Raw genomic sequence first — 21,299 nt, forward strand, 5'->3', positions numbered from 1 at the left:
CGCCGACCAGCGGGTGGGACCCTCCTCAGCCGCTGGGGGTCCGTGCTCGGTGCTCGAGGGCCGCGCTACGGTCCTCCCGTGATCGGGAGCATCGACGAGGTCGTCATCGACTGCGCGGACCCGGGCGCGCTCGCCACATTCTGGTCGACGGTGCTCGGTGGCGAGCCCGTCCGACGCGACGACGCGTGGTGGTACGTCCTGCCGCCGGGGTGGACGCAGCTGTCGTTCCAGAGGGTGCCGGAGCCGAAGACGGTGAAGAACCGCGTGCACCTCGACGTCCGCGTCGACGACATCGCGAGCGCCACCGCCCAGGCGGAGGCCGTCGGCGCACGGCGCGTGGGCGACGTGCACCACGACCGGGCCGGCTCGTTCCAGGTGCTGCACGACCCGGAGGGCAACGAGTGGTGCCTGGTCCGGCCGGCGCCGCCGGGTGCCGCTGGCGGGTAGGGCGGGCGCTCGCGACGCTCCACCTCGGCCGGGTCCACGGGTGCGGGGGCTGCTCGCCGCCCTCGGCCGGTTCCCCGGCGGCGGGTCCACGCCGTGGTGTCGACGTCCTCCGTCGTCGCGGTCCTCGGGGCGCCGCAGTGGTGCACCGTCGGAACGGCGGGGCGGGGACGTCGCCTCGGCGGCCCGGAGCCGGTACGAGCGGTCAGCCCGGTGGGGCGTCGGCGGGCGCCGACGGCTCGCGCCTGAGCGCTGCGCGGCGTCGGCGCAGCAGGGCATTGTCGGCGGCGGCCGGCGCCAGCGCGATCGCCCGGTCGTAGGCCAGGGACGCGGCCTCGTCCTCTCCGAGGCGCTCCAGCATCCCGGCCTGCGCGGCGTGGAAGAGGTGGTAGCCGTCGAGGTCGGGCGTCAGCGCCTGGAGCGTGGCGAGCGCGGCCTGCGGTCCAGCCGTCTCGGCCAGGGCGATCGCCCGGTTCATCGCGACGACCGGGGTGGGCGTGCGGGAGAGCAGCCGGTCGTAGAGCCGGACGATCGTCGCCCAGTCGGTCTCGCCGTGGGACGGTGCGGCGCAGTGGACCGCCTGGATGGCGGCCTGCAGGGCGAACGAGCCGGGGTGGGGGTGGCGCAGGGCGGCCAGGACGCGCCGCTGCCCCTCCCTGATCAGGGTCGGGTCCCACCGGGTGCGGTCCTGGTCGGCAAGGAGCACCACCTCTCCGTCGGCGTCCGACCTGCCGCGCAGGCGTGCGTCGTTCAGCAGCACGAGGGCGAGGAGCCCGTCGACCTCGGGTTCGTCGGGCATGAGCGCGCGCAGCTCGCGCGCGAGACGGACGGCCTCCGCTCGGAGCCCTGCGCGAGCGGGGTCGTCGGCCCCGGCGTTGTAGATCAGGTAGATGACGGTGAGGGCGGCCTGCAGGCGGCCGGGCAGCTCGGCTTCGGTCGGCACTCGGTAGGGGATGCGGGCCGCCCTGATCGTGGTCCTGGCTCGCGTCAGCCGTTTGGCCATGGTCGCCTCGCTCACGAGGAAGGCGCGGGCGATCTCGCCCGGGGTCAGGCCGGCGATCAGCCGGAGGGTGAGCGCGACCTGGTGCTCGGGGCGCAGCGACGGGTGGCAGCACGTGAAGACCAGCCGCAGCCGGTCGTCGTCGACGACGCCCTCCGCCTCCCCCTCGTCGACCGGCTCCACCCGGTCCTGGCGCAGCGGGTCCCGCGCCTGCTCCTCGGTGAGCTGCCGTCCTCGCGTCTCGCGGCGCACCACGTCGACCGCGCGGTTGCGTGCGGTCGCCACGATCCACCCCGCCGGGTTGGCCGGGACGCCGTCCCGCGGCCAGGTCTCCATGGCGCGCACGAAGGCGTCCTGCACGGCGTCCTCGGCGAGTGCGACGTCCCCGAAGACGCGGACGAGCGTGGCGACCGCCCGGCCGTGGGCGCGACGGAAGGCGGCCGTGAGCTCGTCCGCCCCCACCGAGCTCACCCCTGCAGGCGTCCGGTGGCGCGGAACGGGCGCACCTCGACCGGGTGGCCGGTGGCTGCGCTCGTGCGGGCCGCCCAGTCCAGGGCCTCGTCGAGGTCCGCCGCGTTGATCACGTAGAACCCGGCGACGTGCTCCTTCCCCTCCACGAACGGTCCGTCGGTGGTCACCCTGTCGAGACCGCTGCGGACGACGGTCGCCGTGTCGGGGCCGTGCAGCGCGCCGCCGAAGACGAGGGCGCCCGCTGCGTCCATCTGCTCCTCCAGTGCGACGACCTCGGACATGAAGGCCTGCATCTCCTCGGGCGTCGTCGGTGCGCCCTCGACCACGCCATCGACCTCGTGCACGGACAGCAGGTACTGGTTCATGCCGACTCCTTCTCCGCGAGCGCGAGGACCTCTCGCACCAGTCTGATGACGAACGGGGCGCCGCCAGAAGGACACGACCACGGCGACGTGGCCGGTCCCTCCCTCCGGTGCCGCTCCGCGTCCGCTGGGCGTGCGGAGCGAGCCGCGGCTCGTGACGGCCCCGAGGTCTGTCCTGAGCCGGATCGAGGGCCGTCGGGACCAGGGGGGGCCGTGGTTGGGCCTTCCGGTCGCGGACGGTAGCGCCGCGATCCCTCGACCGTGTGACCGGCGCGCGTGTGCGGCCGGGCGTGCTCACGTACGTGCTCGTACCCTGCGGACATGGGGGCGGGGAGAGCGGCACGGCGCACCGGCGCGGAGGCCTGGGACGCGGGCGGGAGCGGGCCCGGCGAGCGTGACCTCGTGCGCACGCTCGCCTGGGCGCTCGTGTACTCCGCGGCCGCGGCGCTGGGCCGCATGACCGTCGTCGGGGACGCGGGCGTGAGCCTGGTGTCGCCCGCAGCCGGCGTGTCGGTGCTGTGGCTGGTCGCGCGTGCGCGGCCGTGGCCGTGGGTGGACGTCGCGGCGCTCTGGCTGACCAGCCTCCTCGTCCTCGTGCTCACCGGCGAGGGGGCGGCCTCCGCGCTGCTGCTGGCGACCGCGGTGACGCTGCAGGCGGTGCTGTGCGTCGCCGTGCTCGAACGCTTCGCGCCGCACCTGTGGGCCGGGCGGGGACGCGTGCCCCTGGGACGCCTGTCGGACCTGTGGTGGCTCCTCCTCGGTGCCGGGGGAGCGGCAGTCCTCAGCGCGCCGCTCGCCCAGGTGGCCGTGCACGTGGGTGCCGGCGGCTCGACGTGGGACACCCCGCTGCTGTGGTTCGCGCGCAACACGGTGAGCGTCGTGACGATCGTGCCGCTCGGCTGGACGTTCGGCGCCTGGCTGGTCGGGCGCCGCGCGCGGGGCACGCTGCGGCAGCCCTCGGACCGGCGGACGGACGGCCGTGCCGCGGACCGCCTCGTCGCGCTCGTGCTCGCTCCTGTGGCGTACCTGCTGTGGTTCCTGCAGGGCACGCAGCCGGCGGTGGTGTTCCCGCTGATCGGCCTCACGGTGTGGGCGGGGTCGCGGCTGCCGGCCCGCTGGGTCGTCCTGCACACGACGCTGTGCGGAGGAGTGGTCGTCCAGCTGACCCTCATGGGCAGCGGCCCGTTCGCGCACCTGGACGACCCGGTCACGCAGATCGGCGTGGCGCAGCTGTACGTGGGTCTCCTGGCGGTCATCGGTCTGGCGCTCGCCCTCGCGGGCGAGGAGCGCCGCCAGCTCGTGCGGGAGCTGTCGACGGCGCGCGACCGGGCCCAGGAGCAGGCCGCGCTGCTGACCGCGGTCGTCGACACGATGTCGGAGGGCGTGCGCGTCGTCGACGCCTCCGGTCGGGTGGTCGTGCGCAACCCGATCGCGGCGCGGCTGCTGGCGGGGACCTCGCACCTGGACCCCGCCGACAGCACCAGCGACCTCGTGGGCCTGGCGCGGCCCGACGGGTCTCCGTTGCGCGAGGAGGAGCTGCCCTTCCGGCGTGCGCTGGCAGGGCACGAGGTACGCGACGTCGACCTGCTCGTGCGTGTGCCCGGCCAGTCGGAGCCCCGCTTCGTCAGCTTCTCGGCCACACCCATCCCGGCGGAGTCGGGCGGGGGTGTGGTCACCGTCCTGCGCGACGTGACGCTGCACCGCACGGAGCTGCGCCGCGCCGCGCAGGTCCAGGCGAGCCTGCTGCCCGCGCGCCGCCTGGAGGTCCCCGGGTTCGACCTCGCGGCGCGCTTCGTGCCCGCCGGCTCGGTCGGCGGCGACTTCTACGACTGGCAGCGGCTGCCCGGCGGGCTCGTCCTCACCATGGCCGACGTCATGGGCAAGGGGCCCGCGGCGGCGATCCTGGCGGCCACCACCCGCTCCGTCCTGCACGCGCACTCGGACCCCCAGGACGTGGCGGGCACGCTGACGGCCACCGAGCAGGCGATGGACGTCGACCTGGTGAACACCGGCGCGTTCGTGACGGTGTTCCACGCGTTCGTCGACGTCCGCGACGGGGAGGTCGCCTACACCGACGCGGGGCACGGCCTCTCGCTCGTCGTCCGGGCGGACGGCGGCGTCGAGCGGTTGGCGGCGACGGGGCTGCCGCTGGGTGTCGCCCCCGGGCCCGAGCGGGTCGAGGCGCGCACCCGCCTGCGCCCCGGCGACCTGCTGCTGACCTTCAGCGACGGCGTGCTCGACGCCCTGGGCGGGTCCGTCGCCGACCTCGACCAGGTGCCGCGGGCGGTACGGGGGGCGACCACGGCCGACGCCGCGGCGGAGGCCGTGCTCGCACTGGTCGGCGACACGGGGCACGCCGAGGACGACCTCACCGTCCTCGCGCTGCGCCGCACCGCGCCGGTGGGCGCACCGGTCGTCCCCTCGCCGTCGTCCTGGGACGTGACCACGCGCTCGGCGTAGCCGCGGGCTGCCCGCGTCGCAGGGGTCGCGGGCCGCGGGGGCGCCGAGTCCCGGGAACCGCGCCGCGAGCTGCGAGGCTGCGACGGCTCGACGGGTGACGACGACCCTGACCAGGCTCCGCCGGCGCGGTCGCGACGCCCGCGCCGGCGGAGCCTTCGCCCACGCGGGACGCGTCAGGCGCCGACGGGCGCGGTCAGGAGCGCCTCGAGCGTCGCGCGCACGCCCTTCTCGTGCAGCGACGTGAGGGTGGCGACGTAGGGCGCGGTGAAGCGCTCGTCGTCGACGACGTCGCCGAACAGGGTGCGGTCGGCGAGGAACGCGGTCGGCTCCGTGCGGTTGCGCTGCGCGACGGCGGTGAGGCGCTCGGCGAGGCGGTCGACGACCCGGATGGGCGCGCCGTGCTCGTCGACGCCCTCGGCGTAGCGGGCCCAGCTCGCGACGACGGCCGCCGACAGCTCGACCTGCCGGCCCGCGGCGAGGTTCTCCCGGACGACGGGCATCAGCCAGGTGGGGATGCGGTCGGAGCTCTCCGCCGCCAGGCGCGCCACGGTGTCGGCGACGTGCTCGTTGGTGAACCGCTCGATCAGCCGGTCCTTGTACGCGTCGAGGTCGACGCCGGGCACGGGGGCGAGCGTCGGGGTGCCCTCCTCGTCCATGTACCGGCGCAGGAGCCGCGCGATCAGCGGGTCGCGCACGGCGTCGTGCACGGCGCGGTAGCCGGCGAGCCACCCGACGTAGGCCAGGGCCTGGTGGCTGGCGTTGAGCAGCCGCAGCTTCATGAGCTCGTACGGCTCGACGTCGGCGACCACCTGGACGCCGGCCTGCTCGAACGGCGGGCGCCCGGCGGTGAAGGTGTCCTCCAGCGCCCACTGCTCGAAGTCCTCCGTGACGACGGGCCACGCGTCGTCGACGCCGTGGCGCTCGGCGACGTCGGCGCGGTCGGCGTCCGTGGTGGCCGGGGTGATCCGGTCGACCATCGAGCTGGGGAACGCGACGTGCTCGGTCATCCACGCGGCCAGGTCGGTGCCGTGGCGCTCGTCGAGCGCCCGCGCGAACGCGGTGAAGCTGCTGCGGGCGACGTGGCCGTTGCCCTGGATGTTGTCGCAGCTCATGACGGTGAACGCCGGGACGCCGCGCTCGCGGCGCAGGCGCAGGCCGGCGACGACGAGGCCGAAGACCGTGCGGGGCGCCTCGGGGTGGGCGAGGTCGTGCTGCACCCCCTCGTCGTCGAGGTCGAACTCGCCGGTGACCCGGTCGTAGTTGTAGCCGCCCTCGGTGATGGTGAGGGAGACGATGCGGATCGCGGGGTCGGCGAGGCGCTCGACGGCGGCCGCCGGGTCCGCGGGGGCGTGCACGTGGTCGACGATCGAGCCGATCACGCGCACGTCGCGCGACCCGTCGGGGTGCTTCACGACGAGCGTGTACAGGCCGTCGGAGGCCTGCAGCACCTCGTGCATGCGGGCGTCGCCCGGCAGGATCCCGAGACCGACGATGCCCCAGTCGAGCGCCGTGCCGGCGTTCATGAGGCGGTCGAGGTACATGGCCTGGTGAGCGCGGTGGAAGCCACCGACACCGATGTGGACGATCCCGGGGGTGACCCGGCTGCGGTCGTAGGCGGGGCGGGCGACGCCGGCGGGCAGGTCGGCGAGGTGGGCGTTGTCGAGCTTCATGGTGGTCTCCTGGCAGGGGTTCAGTGGGCGCGGAGGGCGGGCGCCGTGCGGGCAGGCACGCCGTCGAAGCCGGGCTGGGTGCCGCGCAGCGTGGCGGACATGACCGCGGCGACGAGGTAGAGGGCGGAGAAGAGGACGACGAGGCCGAGGGGACCGAGCGGCCCGTAGAGCAGCGCGACGAGCAGCGGGCCGGCGAACACGGCGGCACCGATGCCGAGGTTGTAGGAGCTCATGGCCGCGCCCGGCGTCTCGGGTGCGAGCGAGACGGCGATGGCCGACAGCGGCACGAAGCCGGCGAGGCCGATGCCGAAGACGGCGCCGCACACGAGCGTCAGGGGGTAGGCGGCACCCCAGCCGTGGTCGACCGCCCAGGCGGGCACCAGGTACAGCGAGAGCATCGCGACCGCGCACAGCACGGCGCCGAACCACACGACCGTGCGGCTCCAGCCCATCCGGTCGCCGAGCCAGCCGAAGAACAGGTTGAACGGGATGTTCACCGCGTAGATGACCGTGGTGAGGACGAGGAACCGGCCGACGGACCAGTCGAACCGGTCGACGAAGAGGGCGGGGAAGAAGATCGCCATGCCGTAGGTGGGCACGGAGTTGATCGTGCGCACGAGCATCACGCGCCGCGCCCGGCCGTCCCGGACGAGCAGGCGCAGCCCCTGCGTCAGCGTGTGGAGGACCTCCTCGGGGTTCTGCACCAGGGGGCCCCGGCCGGTCTTCTCGCGCACGCCGACGAGCGCGACGACGGCGCCGAGGACGACGAGGGCGAGCGAGACCCACAGCGTCTGGTAGTAGTCCAGGTGGAACAGGTCCAGGCTCGTCGTGGCGACCAGTGCCCCGAGCGTCGGCAGGCCCGCGGTGAACGCCACGTAGAACCAGCCGATCGCGCCGGCCATGCGTGCGGCGGGCGCGGTGGCGCCGATCCAGACGAGGAACCCGTAGGCGAAGAACGGGTAGCCGAGACCGCGGATCCCGTAGCTGAGGAAGATGAGCGTCTCGCTGCTCTGCGTCAGCGCGAGGCAGAGGAAGACCAGCTCGAACGTCACCCAGATCGCGGCGCCGGCCATCATGACGCGCCGCGGTCCCCACAGGTCGGACAGGGCGGCCGAGAAGAACGCCGCCAGCGCGACCGCCACGCCGTAGACGGTGACGAGCGTGCCTGCCCGGGCGACGGAGAAGCCGTGCTCCCCGGTCAGGTAGGGCGCCAGGATGTTGGTCTCGACGCCGTCGCCGGTCATGAACAGGGCGAGCCCGACGAAGCCCCAGATCAGCGGGCGGGGCAGGCCGAGGCGGTCGAGGAGCGTGGTCCTGGGGGCCGGCTGCGTGGTGGTGGGGCCGCCCGACGCCGCCCTGGTCACATCGATGGTCATGTCAGCGTCCTTGCCGTGGGGTGGCCGCACGAGCGCGGCCTGGATGTAACTCTAGATATAACATGCGTAACACGGGATGTAGCAAGACGGTGGGTCACACAACCCGTTGACCAGGACTAATGCGACGGAGCGGTGAGCGCGGCCCATGCGATGTGACATCCGGCTTCCCGATGTAACGCGCGTGCAGTACGGTCGGGCCATGAGCACGCCGACCCAGGAGGACGCCGGAGCCGGACCCCCGACGACGGCGGCCGGGTCAGCCGGCGCCGCGTCGGCGGCGCAGCGGCGGCAGGACATCCTGGACCTCGTCGCCCGCCGCTCCACGGTGCGCGTCGACGAGCTCGTGGACCGCCTCGGCGTCAGCCGGATGACCGTGCACCGCGACCTGCAGCACCTCGCGGAGAAGAACCTCGTCGTGCGCGTGCACGGCGGCATCCGCCGCGTCCACCCGCGCGTCACCGAGTCCGACCTCACGGTGCGCAGCGGCCTGCGCCGCGAGATCAAGGCGGCGCTCGCCGAGCGCGCCGCCGACCTGGTCCAGGACGGCGACGTGCTCGCGCTCGACGACTCCTCGACGGTCGCGTTCGTGCTGGACCACCTCGCGGTGCGGCACGACCTGACCGTCATCACGCACTCGCTCGCGCTCATGCGCGACGTCGCGGCGCTGACCCCGCGGATGGCGCTCATCGGTCTCGGCGGCGACTACTACCCGGAGACGGAGTCGTTCCTCGGCCCCGGTGTGGCGAACCAGGCGCGCGAGCTGCGTGCGGACACCGTGCTCGTGTCCACGACGGCGCTGCGCGCCGGCGTCCTGTACCACCCCGACTACGAGGCGGCGCTGACCAAGCGGACGCTGCTCGAGGTCGCCGAGCGTCGCGTGCTGCTCGTGGACGCCACCAAGCTCTCCGGCCCCGGCCTGTACCGGGTGGCCGCGCTCGACGAGTTCCACGACGTCGTCATCGACGCGTCGGCCGGGCGGGAGCGGATCGACGAGCTGCGCGAGCACACGGACGCGCGCTTCCACCTCGTCGGCGCGTAGCACGCCGCCCGGCCGCGCCGGGTGAGCCGGCACGCGGCGCCGGCGAGCCGGTGCCCGCAGGCCGGCAGCGGTCACGGCGTCGGTGACCCGGTCGCGTCAGGCGTTGCGTCCCGTCTCGTGCGGGACGGACGCGGTGACGACCGTGCCGTCCGGTCGCCGCGTCCCCAGCCGCGCCTTCGGGTCCGGCACGCCCTCGATGCGCGGACCCTGGTCCGCGAGCGGCACGACGACCGGCTCGTCACCGACGTCGACGGCGGCGCCGCGCACCTGGACGGTCAGCGGCGGGCCGTCCTCGACCGCGAGCTCGAGCGCGTCGCGGCGCAGGCGCACCCGCAGCCGGCTGCCGCGCACCGCGAGGCGGAAGCCCAGCGCCTCCCAGGACGCGGGCAGGCGCGGGTCGAACGTCAGGACCCCGTCGTGGTGGCGCATCCCGCCGAACCCGCACACCAGCGCGCTCCACACCCCGCCGGCGGACGCGACGTGCACGCCGTCGGACGCGTTGCCGTGCAGGTCGGCGAGGTCGACGTAGAGGGAGCGGTGGAAGTAGTGCAGGGCGAGGTCCTGGTAACCGACCTCGGCCGCGACGATCGACTGCACCACCGCGGACAGGGTCGAGTCACCGGTGGTGATCGTGTCGTAGTACTCGAAGTCCGCCCGCTTCTGCTCGGGCGTGAAGTCCGCGCCCTGCAGGAACAGCGCGAGGACGACGTCCGCCTGCTTGAGCACCTGGAAGCGGTAGATCACGAGCGGGTGGTAGTGCAGGAACAGCGGGCGCTTCTCCGGCGGGGTGCCGGCCAGGTCCCAGACCTCCCGCTCGTGGAACTGCGAGTCCTGCGGGTGGATGCCCAGGTGCGGGTCGTACGGGACCGCGAGCGCGTCGGCCACGCGCGCCCACTCCGCCGCCTCCTGCAGGTCCAGGGCCAGGCGTGCGCACAGCCGGGCGAACCACTCGGGGCGGCGTGCGGCGACGTCCCGCACGGCGCGCGCGGCCCGTCGCAGGTTCGAGCGGGCCATCACGTTGGTGAACAGGTTGTCGTTGACGACGGTCGTGTACTCGTCGGGCCCGGTGACGCCGTGGATGTGGAACGAGTCGCCCCCGCCGTTCCCACGCCAGAAGCCCAGGTCCGTCCACATCCGTGCGGTCTCGACGAGGATCTCCAGGCCCTCGCGGTCCATGAACTCCTCGTCGCCGGTGACCTCCACGTAGGTGCCGACGGCGTGCGCGACGTCGGCGTCGATGTGGTACTGCGCCGTCCCCGCGGCGTAGTAGGCGGAGGCCTCCTCGCCGTTGATGGTCCGCCAGGGGAACAGCGCGCCGTCCTGCGTCAGCTCGCGTGCCCGGCGCCGCGCCGCGGGCAGCATCGTGTAGCGGAACCGCAGGGCGCTCCGCGCGACCTGCGGCGTCGTGTACGTGAAGAACGGCAGGACGTAGATCTCGGTGTCCCAGAAGTAGTGCCCCTCGTACCCGGAGCCGGTGACCCCCTTGGCGGGGATGCCGTCGCCGTCGGCGCGGGCGGCCGCCTGCGCGAGCTGGAACAGGTTCCAGCGGACCGCCTGCTGGACCTCCGGGTCGCCCTCGACCTGCACGTCGGAGCGGTGCCAGTACGCGTCGAACCACGTGCGCTGCTGCGCGAGCTGCGCCTCGGCGCCCTCGCCGCGCACCCGGTCGAGGGTCCGCCGGCAGCGGTCCGCGAGCTCGCGCGCGGGCACGGTCCGGGCCGTGTGGTAGCTGACCGTCTTCGTGATGGTGAGGGTCCGGTGCGGCTGCGCGCGCACGCGGACCACGTGCTTGGCGTCGTCGGGTCCCACCTCGGTGGCCGCGTCGTGCTCGTCGGGCGTGCGCACGTCGTGGTCGGCCGCGACGGCCAGCGTCATGCGGGACCGGGCGCACCGGTAGCCGAGGACGATCCGCCCCGCCTCGTCCGACGTCAGCTGCGGCTCGAGCACCCGGTCGCCCAGCGTCGGCGCGCGGCGCGGGTCGTCGCGCGCCGGCTCCTCGTCGTCCGGCTGGTCCGCGTACTCGTCGGCGCCGTCCTGGCGGTTGACGACGTGCGAGGAGACGACCACCGGCGCCGGGCAGTCGAGGAGCGTCACCTCGAGCGTCATGACGGCGAGGTGCCGCGACGTCATCGACACCATCCGCCGGGAGCGGACCCGCACGCGGTTGCCCGACGGCGTACGCCACACGAGCTCGGTCGTCAGCAGGCCGGCCGCGAGGTCGAGCGCGCGCTCGTACTCCACGAGGTCGGCGACGCCGAGCACGAGCGGCTCGTCGTCGACGTACAGACGCATCACGGTCGCGTCGGGGACGTTGACGATCGTCTGCCCGACCTCGGCGAAGCCGAACGCCTCCTCGGGGTGGCGGATCGGCCACGTCTCGTGGAACCCGTTCACGTACGTGCCGTGCGCGTGGCTCGGGCGGCCCTCGGTCGTGCTGCCGCGGATGCCGAGGTACCCGTTGCCGACGGCGAACAGGGTCTCGGTCGTGCCGAGGTCGTGGGTCGCGAACGACGTCTCGACGAGGCGCCACGGCTCCACGGGGAAGCGCACGCGGTCGAGGGGCGAGGGCGGCCCGGCCTCGTCGTCCGCGAACGGGGTCACGGCCCGACCAGGTCCGTCAGCCGCGTGACGACGACGTCCGCGCCCGCGGCGCGCAGGGCGTCGGCGCCGGCCCCGCGGTCCACCCCGACGACGAGCCCGAAGCCGCCGGCCGCACCGGCGGCGACCCCCGAGACGGCGTCCTCCAGCACGACGCACCGGTCCGCCGGGACGCCCAGCGCGCGCGCCGCGTACGCGAACGTCTCGGGCGCGGGCTTGCCGGCCAGACGCTCGCGCGCGGCGACCACCCCGTCGACGACGAGCCGGAACCGGTCCGTCAGGCGGGCGGCGTCGAGCACGGCGCGCGCGTTGCGGGAGCTGGAGACGACGGCGCAGGGGAGGTCCGCCGCGGCGAGCCGGTCGAGCAGGGCGACGGCGTCCGGGTAGGCCTCGACGCCGGCGGCGAGCAGCCGCAGGACGTGCGCGTTCTTGGCGTTGCCGACCGCGTGCACGGTGCCGTCGCCGGGCGGGTCCTGCGGCGATCCCTCGGGCAGCACCACGTCCCGGGACGCCAGGACCGCCCGCACGGCGTCGTACCGCGGCCGGCCGTCGACGAACCGGAAGTAGTCGTCGTCGCCGTACGGCGGCTCGATCCCACGTGCTCGGAACAGGGCGGTGAAGGTCGCGTCCCACGCGCGCATGTGCACCAGCGCGGTGGGCGTCAGGACCCCGTCCAGGTCGAACAGCGCGGCGTCGTACCGGTCCCAGTCCATGCGCCTCCCGTCGGCGGTCGCGCCCACGGTAGCCGCGGCCGGCGCGGCGGGCCGGTCGAGCGGGACGGCAGGGCCGCACGGGCGGTGCTAGGAAGGTGGGACACCCCCCTCGGCGAAGGAGAACCCGTGGCTGCCACGATCGCCCAGACCATCGTCGCCACCCTGCGAGCCAACGGCGTCGAACGCGTCTACGGCATCCCCGGCGACTCCCTCAACGGCTTCACCGACGCGATCCGGCGGGACGGCTCCATCGAGTGGGTCCTCACGCGGCACGAGGAGGCGGCGGCGCTCGCGGCCGCCGCCGAGGCCGAGCTGACCGGCCGGCTCGCCGTCTGCGTGGGCAGCGGCGGCCCGGGCAACCTGCACCTGATCAACGGCCTGTACGACGCCGCCCGCAGCCGGGTGCCCGTGCTGGCGATCGCCGCGCACATCCCCAGCACCGAGATCGGCAGCGGCTACTTCCAGGAGACCCACCCGCAGGAGCTGTTCCGCGAGTGCAGCGTCTACCGGGAGCTCGTGTCCGACCCGGCGCAGATGCCCCGGATGCTCGAGATCGCGATGCGCAGCGCGATCGAGCAGCGCGGCGTCTCCGTCCTCGTCCTGCCCGGCGACGTCGCCCTGCAGCGCGCCGCGAGCGAGCGCGTGGTCGTGGTCCCGCAGGCCCGGCCGCGGGTCGTGCCCGCCGCCGACGAGCTGGCCGCGGCGGCCGACCTGCTCAACGCCGGACGCCGCACCACGATCCTCGCGGGAGCGGGCGTCGGGGACGCGCACGACGACGTCGTCGCGCTCGCGGACAAGCTGGCCGCCCCGATCGTCCACACGATGCGCGGCAAGGACCGCATCGAGTACGACAACCCGTTCGACGTCGGCATGACGGGCCTGCTGGGGTTCGCCTCCGGCTACCGGGCGATGGACGGCGCGGACACGCTGCTGATGCTGGGGACCGACTTCCCCTACCAGCAGTTCTTCCCGCAGGACGCGCGCGTCGTGCAGGTCGACATCCGCGGGGAGCAGCTCGGCAGGCGCACGCCGCTCGCGCTGGGCCTGGTGGGCGACGTGGGGGAGACGGCCCGGGCGCTGCTGCCCCTGATCGACGGGGGCCGCGACCGCGGGCACCTCGACGACGCCGTGGACCACTACGCGAGGACGCGCGCCCGCCTGGACGACCTGGCCACCGAGTCCCGCGGCAACCGGCCGATCCACCCGCAGTACGTCGCGCGGCTCGTCGACGAGCTCGCGTCCGAGGACGCCGTCCTCATCCCCGACGTGGGCTCGCCGGTCATCTACGCCGCCCGGTACCTGCACACCGGCGGCGGCCGCCGGCTCATCGGCTCGTTCACCCACGGCACGATGGCGAACGCCCTCTCGCACGCGATCGGCGCGCAGAGCGCGTTCCCCGGCCGGCAGGTCGTCGCCCTCGCCGGCGACGGCGGGCTCGCGATGCTGCTGGGGGAGCTCATGACGCTCGCGCAGCACCGGCTGCCCGTGAAGGTCGTCGTGTTCAACAACGCGTCGCTGAACTTCATCGAGCTGGAGATGAAGGCCGCGGGCTTCGTCAACTACGGCACCGGCCTGCAGAACCCGAGCTTCGCCGCCGTCGCGGAGGCGATGGGCGTGCGGGGCGTGCGGGTGGAGCGGTCGGCGGACCTGCGCGGCGCCCTCGCGGAGGCGTTCGCGCACGACGGCCCCGCGCTCATCGACGTCGTCACGGAGCGCGACGAGCTGTCGATCCCGCCGAAGGTCACGGCGGAGCAGGTCAAGGGGTTCACCCTCTACGCGATCCGCACCGTGCTCTCCGGCCGCGGGGACGAGCTGCTCGACCTGGCGAGCGCCAACTACCGGCAGCTCTTCTAGCGGGTGGCCGCCTCGCGCGCCGCCCGTTCGTCGGTCTCGAGGCGTGTCGCGGTGGCCGCGCCGGTGCCGAGCCGGTGCCGAGCCGGCCGTCGACCTCGCCGTGGCGTCAGCCGCTCCGGCCGAGGTCGTCGGGCACGACCGGCCGTCGGTCGCGGGGGAGCCCGGCGCGCACGAGCAGGTAGGACTCGCGCACGAGCTCCTGCACCAGGTCGGCGGTGACGTCGTCCCGACCGTGCACGGTGATCCAGTGGCGCTTGTTCATGTGGTAGCCGGGCGTGATGCCCGCGTGCTGCTCGCGCAGCGCCAGGGCGTCCTCCGGGTCGCACTTGAGCACGGCGACGGGTTCGCCGGGGACGTCGGTGAGCAGCAGGAAGACCTTGCCGGCGACCTTGAAGACGTCCCACTCGGGGCCGAAGGGGTGCTCGTGGGTGGCGCCCGGCAGGTCGGCGGCCGTCCGCACCGCCGTCTGCCGGACCGCGTCACCGTGCACGTCGGGCCTCGGACCGCGCGTGGGCGGCGGGCAGGGAGGCGGGAGCGCGCACCCCGCAAGTCTGGTCACGCCCCGCGGGCGCTGCCAGCCGGTGCGCGCCGGGCCCGGCCCTCCGCCTTGACGTGACGGGGGCGACAGCCGTGGTCCCGGCCGGCCGGGTTAGCCTGTCGCCGGTCCACGCGGGCGCGACGTAGGCAGGCGCCCGCCGTCCGTGGGGAAGTGCGGGAGATGATCAGGGTCGGCATCGCGGAGGACGACGCCGCGAGCGTGGCCCTGCTGCGGTCCTACCTCGACCGGTACGAGCAGGAGCACGACGTCGCGTTCCGCACCACCACGTACGGCGACGGCGCCGACCTGGTCGAGCGCTACCGGTCCGACCAGGACATCCTCCTGCTGGACGTCGAGATGCCCGACCTCGACGGGTTCAGCGCCGCCGAACGCGTCCGCGCCGTCGACCAGGACGTCGTCATCGTGTTCATCACGAACATGGCGCAGTACGCGATCCGCGGGTACGAGGTCGAGGCGCTGAGCTACCTCCTCAAGCCGGTGCCGTACTACGCGTTCTCGCAGCAGATGCGCCGGTCGGTGGAGCGGGTGCGCGCGCGGGCGTCCGTGGACCGCCTGTCCTTCACCGTGAACGGCGACCTCGTGCGGCTCGACCTCGCCGACGTGCTGTACGTCGAGAGCATCCGCCACCACCTCGTCGTGCACACCGTCGACGGGCGGTACCAGCTGGTCGGGGCGCTGAAGAACATGGAGGCCGAGCTGGCCGACAAGGGCTTCTTCCGCAGCAACAACTGCTACCTGGTGAACATGCGGCACGTGCGGGCGGTGCGGCAGAGCACCTGCGTGCTGCACGGCGGGCACGAGCTCGTGGTCAGCCGGCCCCGCAAGAAGGCGTTCCTCGCGGCGCTGACCGACCACGTCGGCGGGCGGCACGCGTGAACCCGGCGGAGACGCTGCCGGACATCCCCCGTGCGCTGACCGGTCTCGCCGAGTGGAGCGCGTGCGTCGTGTACCTGCTCGTCGTCGCGCGCCGCCGGCCGTCGGCGCGGCTCGCCGTCACCGCCGGTGTCGCGCTCGTCCTGCAGGTGGGCGTCCAGGTCGCCGCGGGTCTCCTGCCGCTGCGCCTGTGGCCGGTCGGCATGGCCGCGGCCGTCGTGGTGATGCTCGCGTTCGTGCACCACGCCGCCCGGCTCCCGCTGCGCGCCTCGGGGTACCTCACGGCGCGGGCGCTCGTCCTCGCCGAGCTGGTCGCGTCGTTCCACTGGCAGCTGCACGTCTTCTTCTTCCGCGCGGACCCCGTCCCCGACACCCCGGCGCAGGTCGGCTTCGCGGTGCTCGTGCACGCCGCGGCCTACACGGGCGCGTGGGCCGTCGAGCGGCGCAACGTCACCCGCGACTCCGTCGTCGGCGTGGGGACGCGCGACCTGCTCCAGGCCGGTGCGATCGCGCTGGTCACGTTCGCGATGAGCAACGTCTCGTTCCTGTCGACGAGCACGCCCTTCAGCGGACGCCTCGGGCAGGAGGTGTTCTACATCCGCACGCTCGTGGACCTGTGCGGCTTCGTCGCGCTGCACGCGCAGCAGGGGCAGCGGCTCGAGGCGCACGCGCGCGCCGAGCTCGGCGCGATCGACGCGGTGCTGCGCAGCCAGCACGAGCAGTACCTGGCCTCCAAGCGCTCCATGGACGCGGTCAACCGGACGTACCACGACCTCAAGCACCAGATCCAGGTGATCCGTGCCGAGGCGGACCCCGCCCGCGCGCACGCCCACCTCGACGACCTCGAGGCGAGCATCCGCGACCACACCGCGTACGTGCGCACGGGCAACCCGGTGCTGGACGTGCTGCTCACCACCAAGAGCCGCGAGTGCGCGGAGCGCGGGGTCGAGCTCACGTGCGTCGCCGACGGGGCCCTGCTGTCGTTCATGTCGGCGATGGACGTGGCGACGGTGATCGGCAACGCCCTCGACAACGCGGTGGAGGCGGCCTGCGTCGTGGAGCCGGCGGACGAGCGGCTGATCCGCATGGCCCTGTTCGCGCAGAGCGACCTGGTGCTCCTCGTCGTGGAGAACCGGTTCGCGGGGGAGCGGCGCGTCGAGGACGACCGGGTGGCGACGTCCAAGGCGGACCGCACCCGGCACGGCTACGGCCTCAAGAGCATCCGGCACACCGCGGAGAAGTACGACGGGTCGATGACCGTGCGCGCCGCCGACGGCTGGTTCACGCTGCGCGTGCTGCTGCCCCGGCCCGCCACCGACGCGTCCGCCGCGTGACGGCGGCCCGCGGCTCAGCGGTTCGTCAGGGCCCGGTCGCCGGTCACGCGGCCGCTCGCCCACAGCTGCAGCGCCGACTGGATCGCCATGTGCATGTCGAGGTACAGGTAGCTGCCGAGCCGGCCGCCGAAGTGCACGTCCGGCTCGTCCTTCGCCAGCGTCCGGTACGCGCGCAGCACCTCGCGGTCCGCGGCCGTGCTGACCGGGTAGTACGGGTCGTCGCCCTCGACCGCGAGCCGCGACGTCTCGCGCATGACGACCGTCGCGTCCTGCGCGTGCCGGTCCTCCCGCTCGGGGTGGAAGTGGCGGAACTCGTGCTCACGGGTCCACGGCACGTCGGCGTCGGCGTAGTTCATGACGCTCGTGCCCTGGAAGTCCCGCACCGGCTCGACGCGCGTGCTCAAATCGAGCGTGCGCCACGTCAGACGTCCCTCGGCGTGGTCGAACCAGCGGTCGACGGGGCCCGTGTAGACGACGGGCACCTGGCCGCGCACCGCGTCGCGGTGCAGCGGCTGCGTCGTGTCGAACACGTCCGTGCCGAGCCGCACCTCGATGCGCGGGTGGTCCGCCATGCGCGCGAACCACGCGCCGTACCCGTCGACGGGCAGGCCCTCCCACGTGTCCGAGAAGTAGCGGTTCTCGTACGTGTAGCGCACCGGCAGGCGGGTGATGACGGACGCCGGCAGCTCCCGCGGGTCGGTCTGCCACTGCTTGAGGGTGTACCCGCGGACGAACGCCTCGTACAGCGGGCGGCCGATGAGCGAGACCGCCCTCTCCTCCAGGTTTGTCCCGCCGCCCGGCTCGACCTCGGACGCCTGCTCCGCGACGAGGGCCCGCGCGGCCTCGGGGCCGAGGGCCGTGCCGAAGAACTGGTTGATCGTGCCGAGGTTGATCGGCAGCGGGTACACCGTGCCGCGGTGCCGCGTGTACACACGGTGCCGGTAGTCGGTGAACCGCGTGAAGCGCTGCACGTACTCCCACACCCCGGCGTGCGAGGTGTGGAAGATGTGCGACCCGTAGCGGTGCACCTCGATCCCCGTGCGCTCGTCGACCGAGGACCACGCGTTGCCGCCCAGGTGGTCACGCCGGTCGATCACCACGACCCGCAGGCCGGCCTGCGCGGCGCGCTCGGCGACGGTGAGGCCGAACAGGCCCGCACCGACGACCAGCAGGTCCATGGGTGCCTCCGAGGGGTGGGACGGTGGGCGCGCCGGCGCCCGGCGGACGGGGTCCCGGTCCGGGCCGCGTCGAGCACGCCGAGTGTAGGCAGCGCCCCGCGGCGGGGCGGACCCGGTCCGCGAACGCCCGGTGGACGCCGCGTGGACGACAGGTTGTGCGTCCTGGGCGACAGGTTGTGCGTCCGCGCCCGGGCGGCCCACGGGCAGCAGGTTGACTCGCCGGCGAGCACGCCCCGTCCGGTCGAGGTCGACCGGTCGGGCGGCCCGTGCGCGCCCGTCGTGCGCGAGCCGGACCTCATCGTCGAAGGAGAACCGTGAGCAGCAAGGCGGCAAAGACGCCGATGTCGAACAAGAAGTACCTGTCGATCTGGGTCCCCGTCCTGTCCGTCGCCGTGGTGCTGGTGGTGGGCGCGAACATCGCCCTCGGCGTGTTCAGCAACTGGGTGTCCTCGCAGCTCGGCACGGGCACGTTCGACCTCGTGAACGACGAGTCCACGCAGGGGTGGGACACCGAGTACTCGACGGCCGACCACGCGACGGCCGAGGAGGCGGAGGCCGCGGCCACCGACCTCGTCGAGCGCATCGCGGACGAGGGCATCGTCCTGCTGAAGAACGACGGGCAGGCGCTGCCGCTCGGGGACGCCCCGCGCGTGACGCTGCTGGGCCGCGGTGCCGCGGACCCGGTGTACGGCGGGGCCGGCTCCGGCTCGGTCGACACCTCGTCGGCGGTCGACTTCCGGGCGGGCCTGGAGAACGCCGGCGTCGAGGTCAACGGCACGGTGTACGACGAGCTGGCGACGTTCGCCGAGGACGCGCCGCGCGCGAACATCGTCATGGACAAGCCCGGCGAGTCGAGCTACGAGGTCGGCGAGATGCCGGTCGCGGACTACTCCGACGAGGCACGCGCGTCGTTCGCGGAGTACGCGGACGCGGCGGTCGTGGTCATCGGCCGCGGTGGCGGCGAGGGCGGCGACCTGGCCACCGACATGGAGGGCTCGGAGGAGAACTACGAGCCCGGCCAGCACCAGCTCGAGCTCAACAAGGACGAGCGCGACCTGCTCGCCCTCGCGACGGAGAGCTTCGACACGGTCGTCGTGGTGGTCAACGCGTCGACGAGCATGGAGCTCGGCCTCGTGCAGGACGACCCGGGCGTGGACGCGGTCCTCCAGGTCGGCTCGCCGGGCGCGACCGGCCTCAACGCCCTCGGCCGCGTGCTGACCGGCGAGACCAACCCGTCCGGCCGCACGGTGGACGTGTTCTCGCGCGACTTCACGGCCGACCCGACGTTCGTGAACGTCGGGTCGTACCGGTACTCCAACATCGACGGCCTGGGCACGGACCCGGGGCGCGGCGTGGACGGCGGTGCCTACTTCGTGCAGTACGAGGAGGGCATCTACGTCGGCTACCGGTACTACGAGACGGCGGCCGCCGAGGGCGTCCTCGACTACGACCAGGCGGTCGTCTACCCGTTCGGCTACGGCCTGAGCTACACCTCGTTCGACTGGGCCGTGACGGGCACGCGGGCCGGAGAGGTCGACGGGACCGTCGCGGTGGACGTCGAGGTCACGAACACCGGGGACGTCGCGGGCAAGGACGTCGTCCAGCTGTACTACTCCGCGCCCTACACGCCGGGCGGCATCGAGAAGTCCTCGGTCGTCCTCGGTGACTTCGCCAAGACCGACCTGCTCGCACCGGGCGCGTCGCAGACGCTCACGCTCGAGCTCGCGGTCGAGGACATGGCGTCCTACGACCACGAGGGTGCGCAGGCGTACGTCCTCGAGGCCGGCGACTACCGCCTGACGGTGCAGAGCGACTCGCACACGGTGAAGGCCGGCACGGAGCCGGTCACCTACACCGTCGCCGAGACCGTCACCTACTCGGGCGAGGACCACCGCGCGTCCGACGCGACCGAGGTCACCAACCAGTTCGACGACGTGTCGTCCGCCTTCACGGCCACGCCCGAGGAGGGCCGGCCGCACCTGATGTCGCGCGCCGACTTCGCCGGGACGTTCCCGACGGCACCGACCGAGGCCGACCTCGTCGCCTCGGACGAGACGGTCGCCGCGTTCGAGCCGTACGACGCCAAGGCGGTCAACGCCGAGGCGGACGCCGAGATGCCGACGACGGGCGCCGACAACGGCCTGGGCCTCATCGACGTGCGCGGCCTGGACTACGACGACCCGCTCTGGGACGAGCTGCTCGACCAGCTGACGGTCGACGAGATGACCAACGTCATCCTGAACGGCGCGTACAACACGGGCGCGATCAACTCGATCGCGAAGCAGGCGACCGGTGACTACGACGGCCCCGCCGGGTTCAGCTCGTTCATCAACGACGCGATCTCCGGTGTCGCCTACCCGTCCGAGTACCTGCTCGGGCAGACGTGGAGCACCGAGCTCGCCCGCGAGATGGGCGTCTCCATCGGCAACGAGGCGCTGACCCTCGACGCCAACGGCTGGTACGCGCCCGCGGTCAACCTGCACCGCTCGCCGTTCGCGGGCCGCAACTTCGAGTACTACTCGGAGGACCCGGTGCTGTCCGGTCACCTCGCGACCGAGGTGATGTCGGGGGCCGCGTCGAAGGGCGTGTACTCCTACGTCAAGCACTACGCCCTGAACGACCAGGAGACGAACCGCGTCAACCACGGCGTCGCCACCTGGGCGGACGAGCAGACGATGCGCGAGATCTACCTCAAGGCGTTCGAGCTGCCGCTGAAGAACACCTCGGCCGAGATGCGCTACGTCGCGGACGACGAGGGCACGGTCGCCACGCGCGAGATCGGCGCCATGGCGGTCATGAGCTCGTTCAACCGCATCGGTCACACCTGGGCCGGCGGGTCGAAGGCCCTCATGGGCACGGTCCTGCGTGACGAGTGGGGCTTCCGCGGCATCGCGATCACGGACTTCAACCTGTACGAGTACATGTACCCGGACCAGGGGATCGCGGCCGGCTCGGACCTCATGCTCACGTTCCAGCCGATGAAGCAGCTCGCCGACACGACGAGCGCCGCGGGCGTGGCCCACATCCGCGAGGCGACGCACAACATCCTGTTCCCCGTCGCGAACTCCAACGCGATGAACGGGGTCGCCAGCGGGGCCGAGATGCACTACACGCCGCCGACGTGGCGCTACGTGCAGATCGGCGCGACCGCGCTGCTCGCCCTGCTCATCGGGTTCGGCGCCTACCGCGTGGTCCGCCGCGTGCGGCGGCACCGGGCGGCGCAGGCCGCCGCGCCGACCGTCGAGACGGTCGACGCCTCCCGGGTCTGACGCCCCGTCCGACCCTCCGCCGACCCCGGCCACGCCCCGCCCGAGAGCGGGGCGTGGGCCGGGGCGGCGCCCCCTCCTCGCACCGCCGCGCACGGAACG

The 21,299-nt window shown here is 73.7% G+C and carries 15 protein-coding genes; 7 read left to right on the top strand and 8 right to left on the bottom strand.

Features of this window, described 5'->3' with window-relative positions; translation table 11 throughout:
- The first annotated feature begins 78 nt into the window (after positions 1-78).
- Positions 79-447, top strand: coding sequence for a VOC family protein (locus GC089_RS06570; protein WP_155376951.1), 369 nt, complete (start codon positions 79-81; stop codon positions 445-447).
- 202 nt (positions 448-649) lie between these two features.
- On the opposite strand, the gene GC089_RS06575 is transcribed toward GC089_RS06570, so the two are convergent.
- Both GC089_RS06575 and GC089_RS06580 read right to left on the bottom strand, forming a co-directional pair.
- Positions 650-1,915 (bottom strand): RNA polymerase sigma factor, encoded by a 1,266-nt coding sequence (locus tag GC089_RS06575; protein ID WP_155376952.1) that lies wholly within the window; start codon positions 1,913-1,915, stop codon positions 650-652.
- The gene (locus GC089_RS06580; RefSeq protein ID WP_155376953.1) at positions 1,912-2,280 is read right to left on the bottom strand and encodes a YciI family protein; all 369 of its coding nucleotides are present in this window, start codon (positions 2,278-2,280) and stop codon (positions 1,912-1,914) included. Before GC089_RS06580 ends, GC089_RS06575 begins: the two co-directional genes overlap by 4 nt.
- Positions 2,281-2,598: 318 nt before the next feature.
- Between GC089_RS06580 and GC089_RS06585 the strand changes: the two genes are divergently transcribed.
- A complete protein-coding gene (locus GC089_RS06585) occupies positions 2,599-4,737 on the top strand; it encodes a SpoIIE family protein phosphatase (protein ID WP_155376954.1) in 2,139 nt (712 codons plus the stop codon).
- A 173-nt stretch (positions 4,738-4,910) separates the two neighbouring features.
- On the opposite strand, the gene GC089_RS06590 is transcribed toward GC089_RS06585, so the two are convergent.
- Both GC089_RS06590 and GC089_RS06595 read right to left on the bottom strand, forming a co-directional pair.
- On the bottom strand, positions 4,911-6,407 hold the full coding sequence (locus GC089_RS06590; protein ID WP_155376955.1) for a mannitol dehydrogenase family protein: 1,497 nt from the start codon (positions 6,405-6,407) through the stop codon (positions 4,911-4,913).
- A gap of 20 nt (positions 6,408-6,427) precedes the next feature.
- Positions 6,428-7,783 carry an MFS transporter gene (locus GC089_RS06595; protein WP_155376956.1) on the bottom strand — a complete coding sequence of 452 codons (1,356 nt, stop codon included), beginning with the start codon at positions 7,781-7,783 and terminating at the stop codon, positions 6,428-6,430.
- A 199-nt stretch (positions 7,784-7,982) separates the two neighbouring features.
- On the opposite strand from GC089_RS06595, the gene GC089_RS06600 reads away from it, so the two are divergent.
- Positions 7,983-8,822 carry a DeoR/GlpR family DNA-binding transcription regulator gene (locus GC089_RS06600; protein ID WP_196250846.1) on the top strand — a complete coding sequence of 280 codons (840 nt, stop codon included), beginning with the start codon at positions 7,983-7,985 and terminating at the stop codon, positions 8,820-8,822.
- A 96-nt stretch (positions 8,823-8,918) separates the two neighbouring features.
- On the opposite strand, the gene GC089_RS06605 is transcribed toward GC089_RS06600, so the two are convergent.
- Positions 8,919-11,423 (bottom strand): glycoside hydrolase family 65 protein, encoded by a 2,505-nt coding sequence (locus tag GC089_RS06605; RefSeq protein WP_155376958.1) that lies wholly within the window; start codon positions 11,421-11,423, stop codon positions 8,919-8,921.
- Positions 11,420-12,133, bottom strand: a complete 714-nt coding sequence (locus tag GC089_RS06610; protein WP_155376959.1) for an HAD family phosphatase — start codon at positions 12,131-12,133, stop codon at positions 11,420-11,422. The genes GC089_RS06605 and GC089_RS06610 overlap by 4 nt, the downstream gene beginning before the upstream one ends.
- Positions 12,134-12,259: 126 nt before the next feature.
- Here GC089_RS06610 and poxB point away from each other — a divergent pair, with 126 nt between their 5' ends.
- Positions 12,260-13,987 carry a ubiquinone-dependent pyruvate dehydrogenase gene (poxB, locus tag GC089_RS06615; protein ID WP_230685114.1) on the top strand — a complete coding sequence of 576 codons (1,728 nt, stop codon included), beginning with the start codon at positions 12,260-12,262 and terminating at the stop codon, positions 13,985-13,987.
- 106 nt (positions 13,988-14,093) lie between these two features.
- Here poxB and GC089_RS06620 read toward each other — a convergent pair whose 3' ends face one another.
- Positions 14,094-14,477, bottom strand: coding sequence for an MmcQ/YjbR family DNA-binding protein (locus GC089_RS06620; RefSeq protein WP_155376960.1), 384 nt, complete (start codon positions 14,475-14,477; stop codon positions 14,094-14,096).
- 228 nt (positions 14,478-14,705) lie between these two features.
- Between GC089_RS06620 and GC089_RS06625 the strand changes: the two genes are divergently transcribed.
- Complete coding sequence (locus tag GC089_RS06625) at positions 14,706-15,422, top strand: LytTR family DNA-binding domain-containing protein (RefSeq protein WP_155376961.1); 717 nt, start codon at positions 14,706-14,708, stop codon at positions 15,420-15,422.
- Complete coding sequence (locus tag GC089_RS06630; protein WP_155376962.1) at positions 15,419-16,753, top strand: ATP-binding protein; 1,335 nt, start codon at positions 15,419-15,421, stop codon at positions 16,751-16,753. The genes GC089_RS06625 and GC089_RS06630 overlap by 4 nt, the downstream gene beginning before the upstream one ends.
- A gap of 14 nt (positions 16,754-16,767) precedes the next feature.
- Here the strand turns inward: GC089_RS06630 and glf are convergent, their stop codons facing one another.
- Positions 16,768-17,931, bottom strand: coding sequence for a UDP-galactopyranose mutase (gene glf, locus GC089_RS06635; RefSeq protein ID WP_155376963.1), 1,164 nt, complete (start codon positions 17,929-17,931; stop codon positions 16,768-16,770).
- A gap of 314 nt (positions 17,932-18,245) precedes the next feature.
- Between glf and GC089_RS06640 the strand changes: the two genes are divergently transcribed.
- Entirely contained in the window at positions 18,246-21,200 is a 2,955-nt protein-coding gene (locus GC089_RS06640) for a glycoside hydrolase family 3 C-terminal domain-containing protein (protein ID WP_230685115.1), read from the top strand.
- The last annotated feature ends 99 nt before the right edge of the window (positions 21,201-21,299 follow it).

Origin of the sequence: Cellulomonas sp. JZ18, from assembly GCF_009720485.1 — a bacterium.
Classification (GTDB): domain Bacteria; phylum Actinomycetota; class Actinomycetes; order Actinomycetales; family Cellulomonadaceae; genus Cellulomonas.

Coding starts and splice junctions, on each gene's coding strand:
- GC089_RS06580 (WP_155376953.1), bottom strand. CDS start 2,280: ATGAACCAGTACCTGCTGTCCGTGCACGAGGTCGATGGCGTGGTCGAG.
- GC089_RS06585 (WP_155376954.1), top strand. CDS start 2,599: ATGGGGGCGGGGAGAGCGGCACGGCGCACCGGCGCGGAGGCCTGGGAC.
- GC089_RS06590 (WP_155376955.1), bottom strand. CDS start 6,407: ATGAAGCTCGACAACGCCCACCTCGCCGACCTGCCCGCCGGCGTCGCC.
- GC089_RS06595 (WP_155376956.1), bottom strand. CDS start 7,783: ATGACCATCGATGTGACCAGGGCGGCGTCGGGCGGCCCCACCACCACG.
- GC089_RS06600 (WP_196250846.1), top strand. CDS start 7,983: ATGAGCACGCCGACCCAGGAGGACGCCGGAGCCGGACCCCCGACGACG.
- GC089_RS06610 (WP_155376959.1), bottom strand. CDS start 12,133: ATGGACTGGGACCGGTACGACGCCGCGCTGTTCGACCTGGACGGGGTC.
- GC089_RS06625 (WP_155376961.1), top strand. CDS start 14,706: ATGATCAGGGTCGGCATCGCGGAGGACGACGCCGCGAGCGTGGCCCTG.
- glf (WP_155376963.1), bottom strand. CDS start 17,931: ATGGACCTGCTGGTCGTCGGTGCGGGCCTGTTCGGCCTCACCGTCGCC.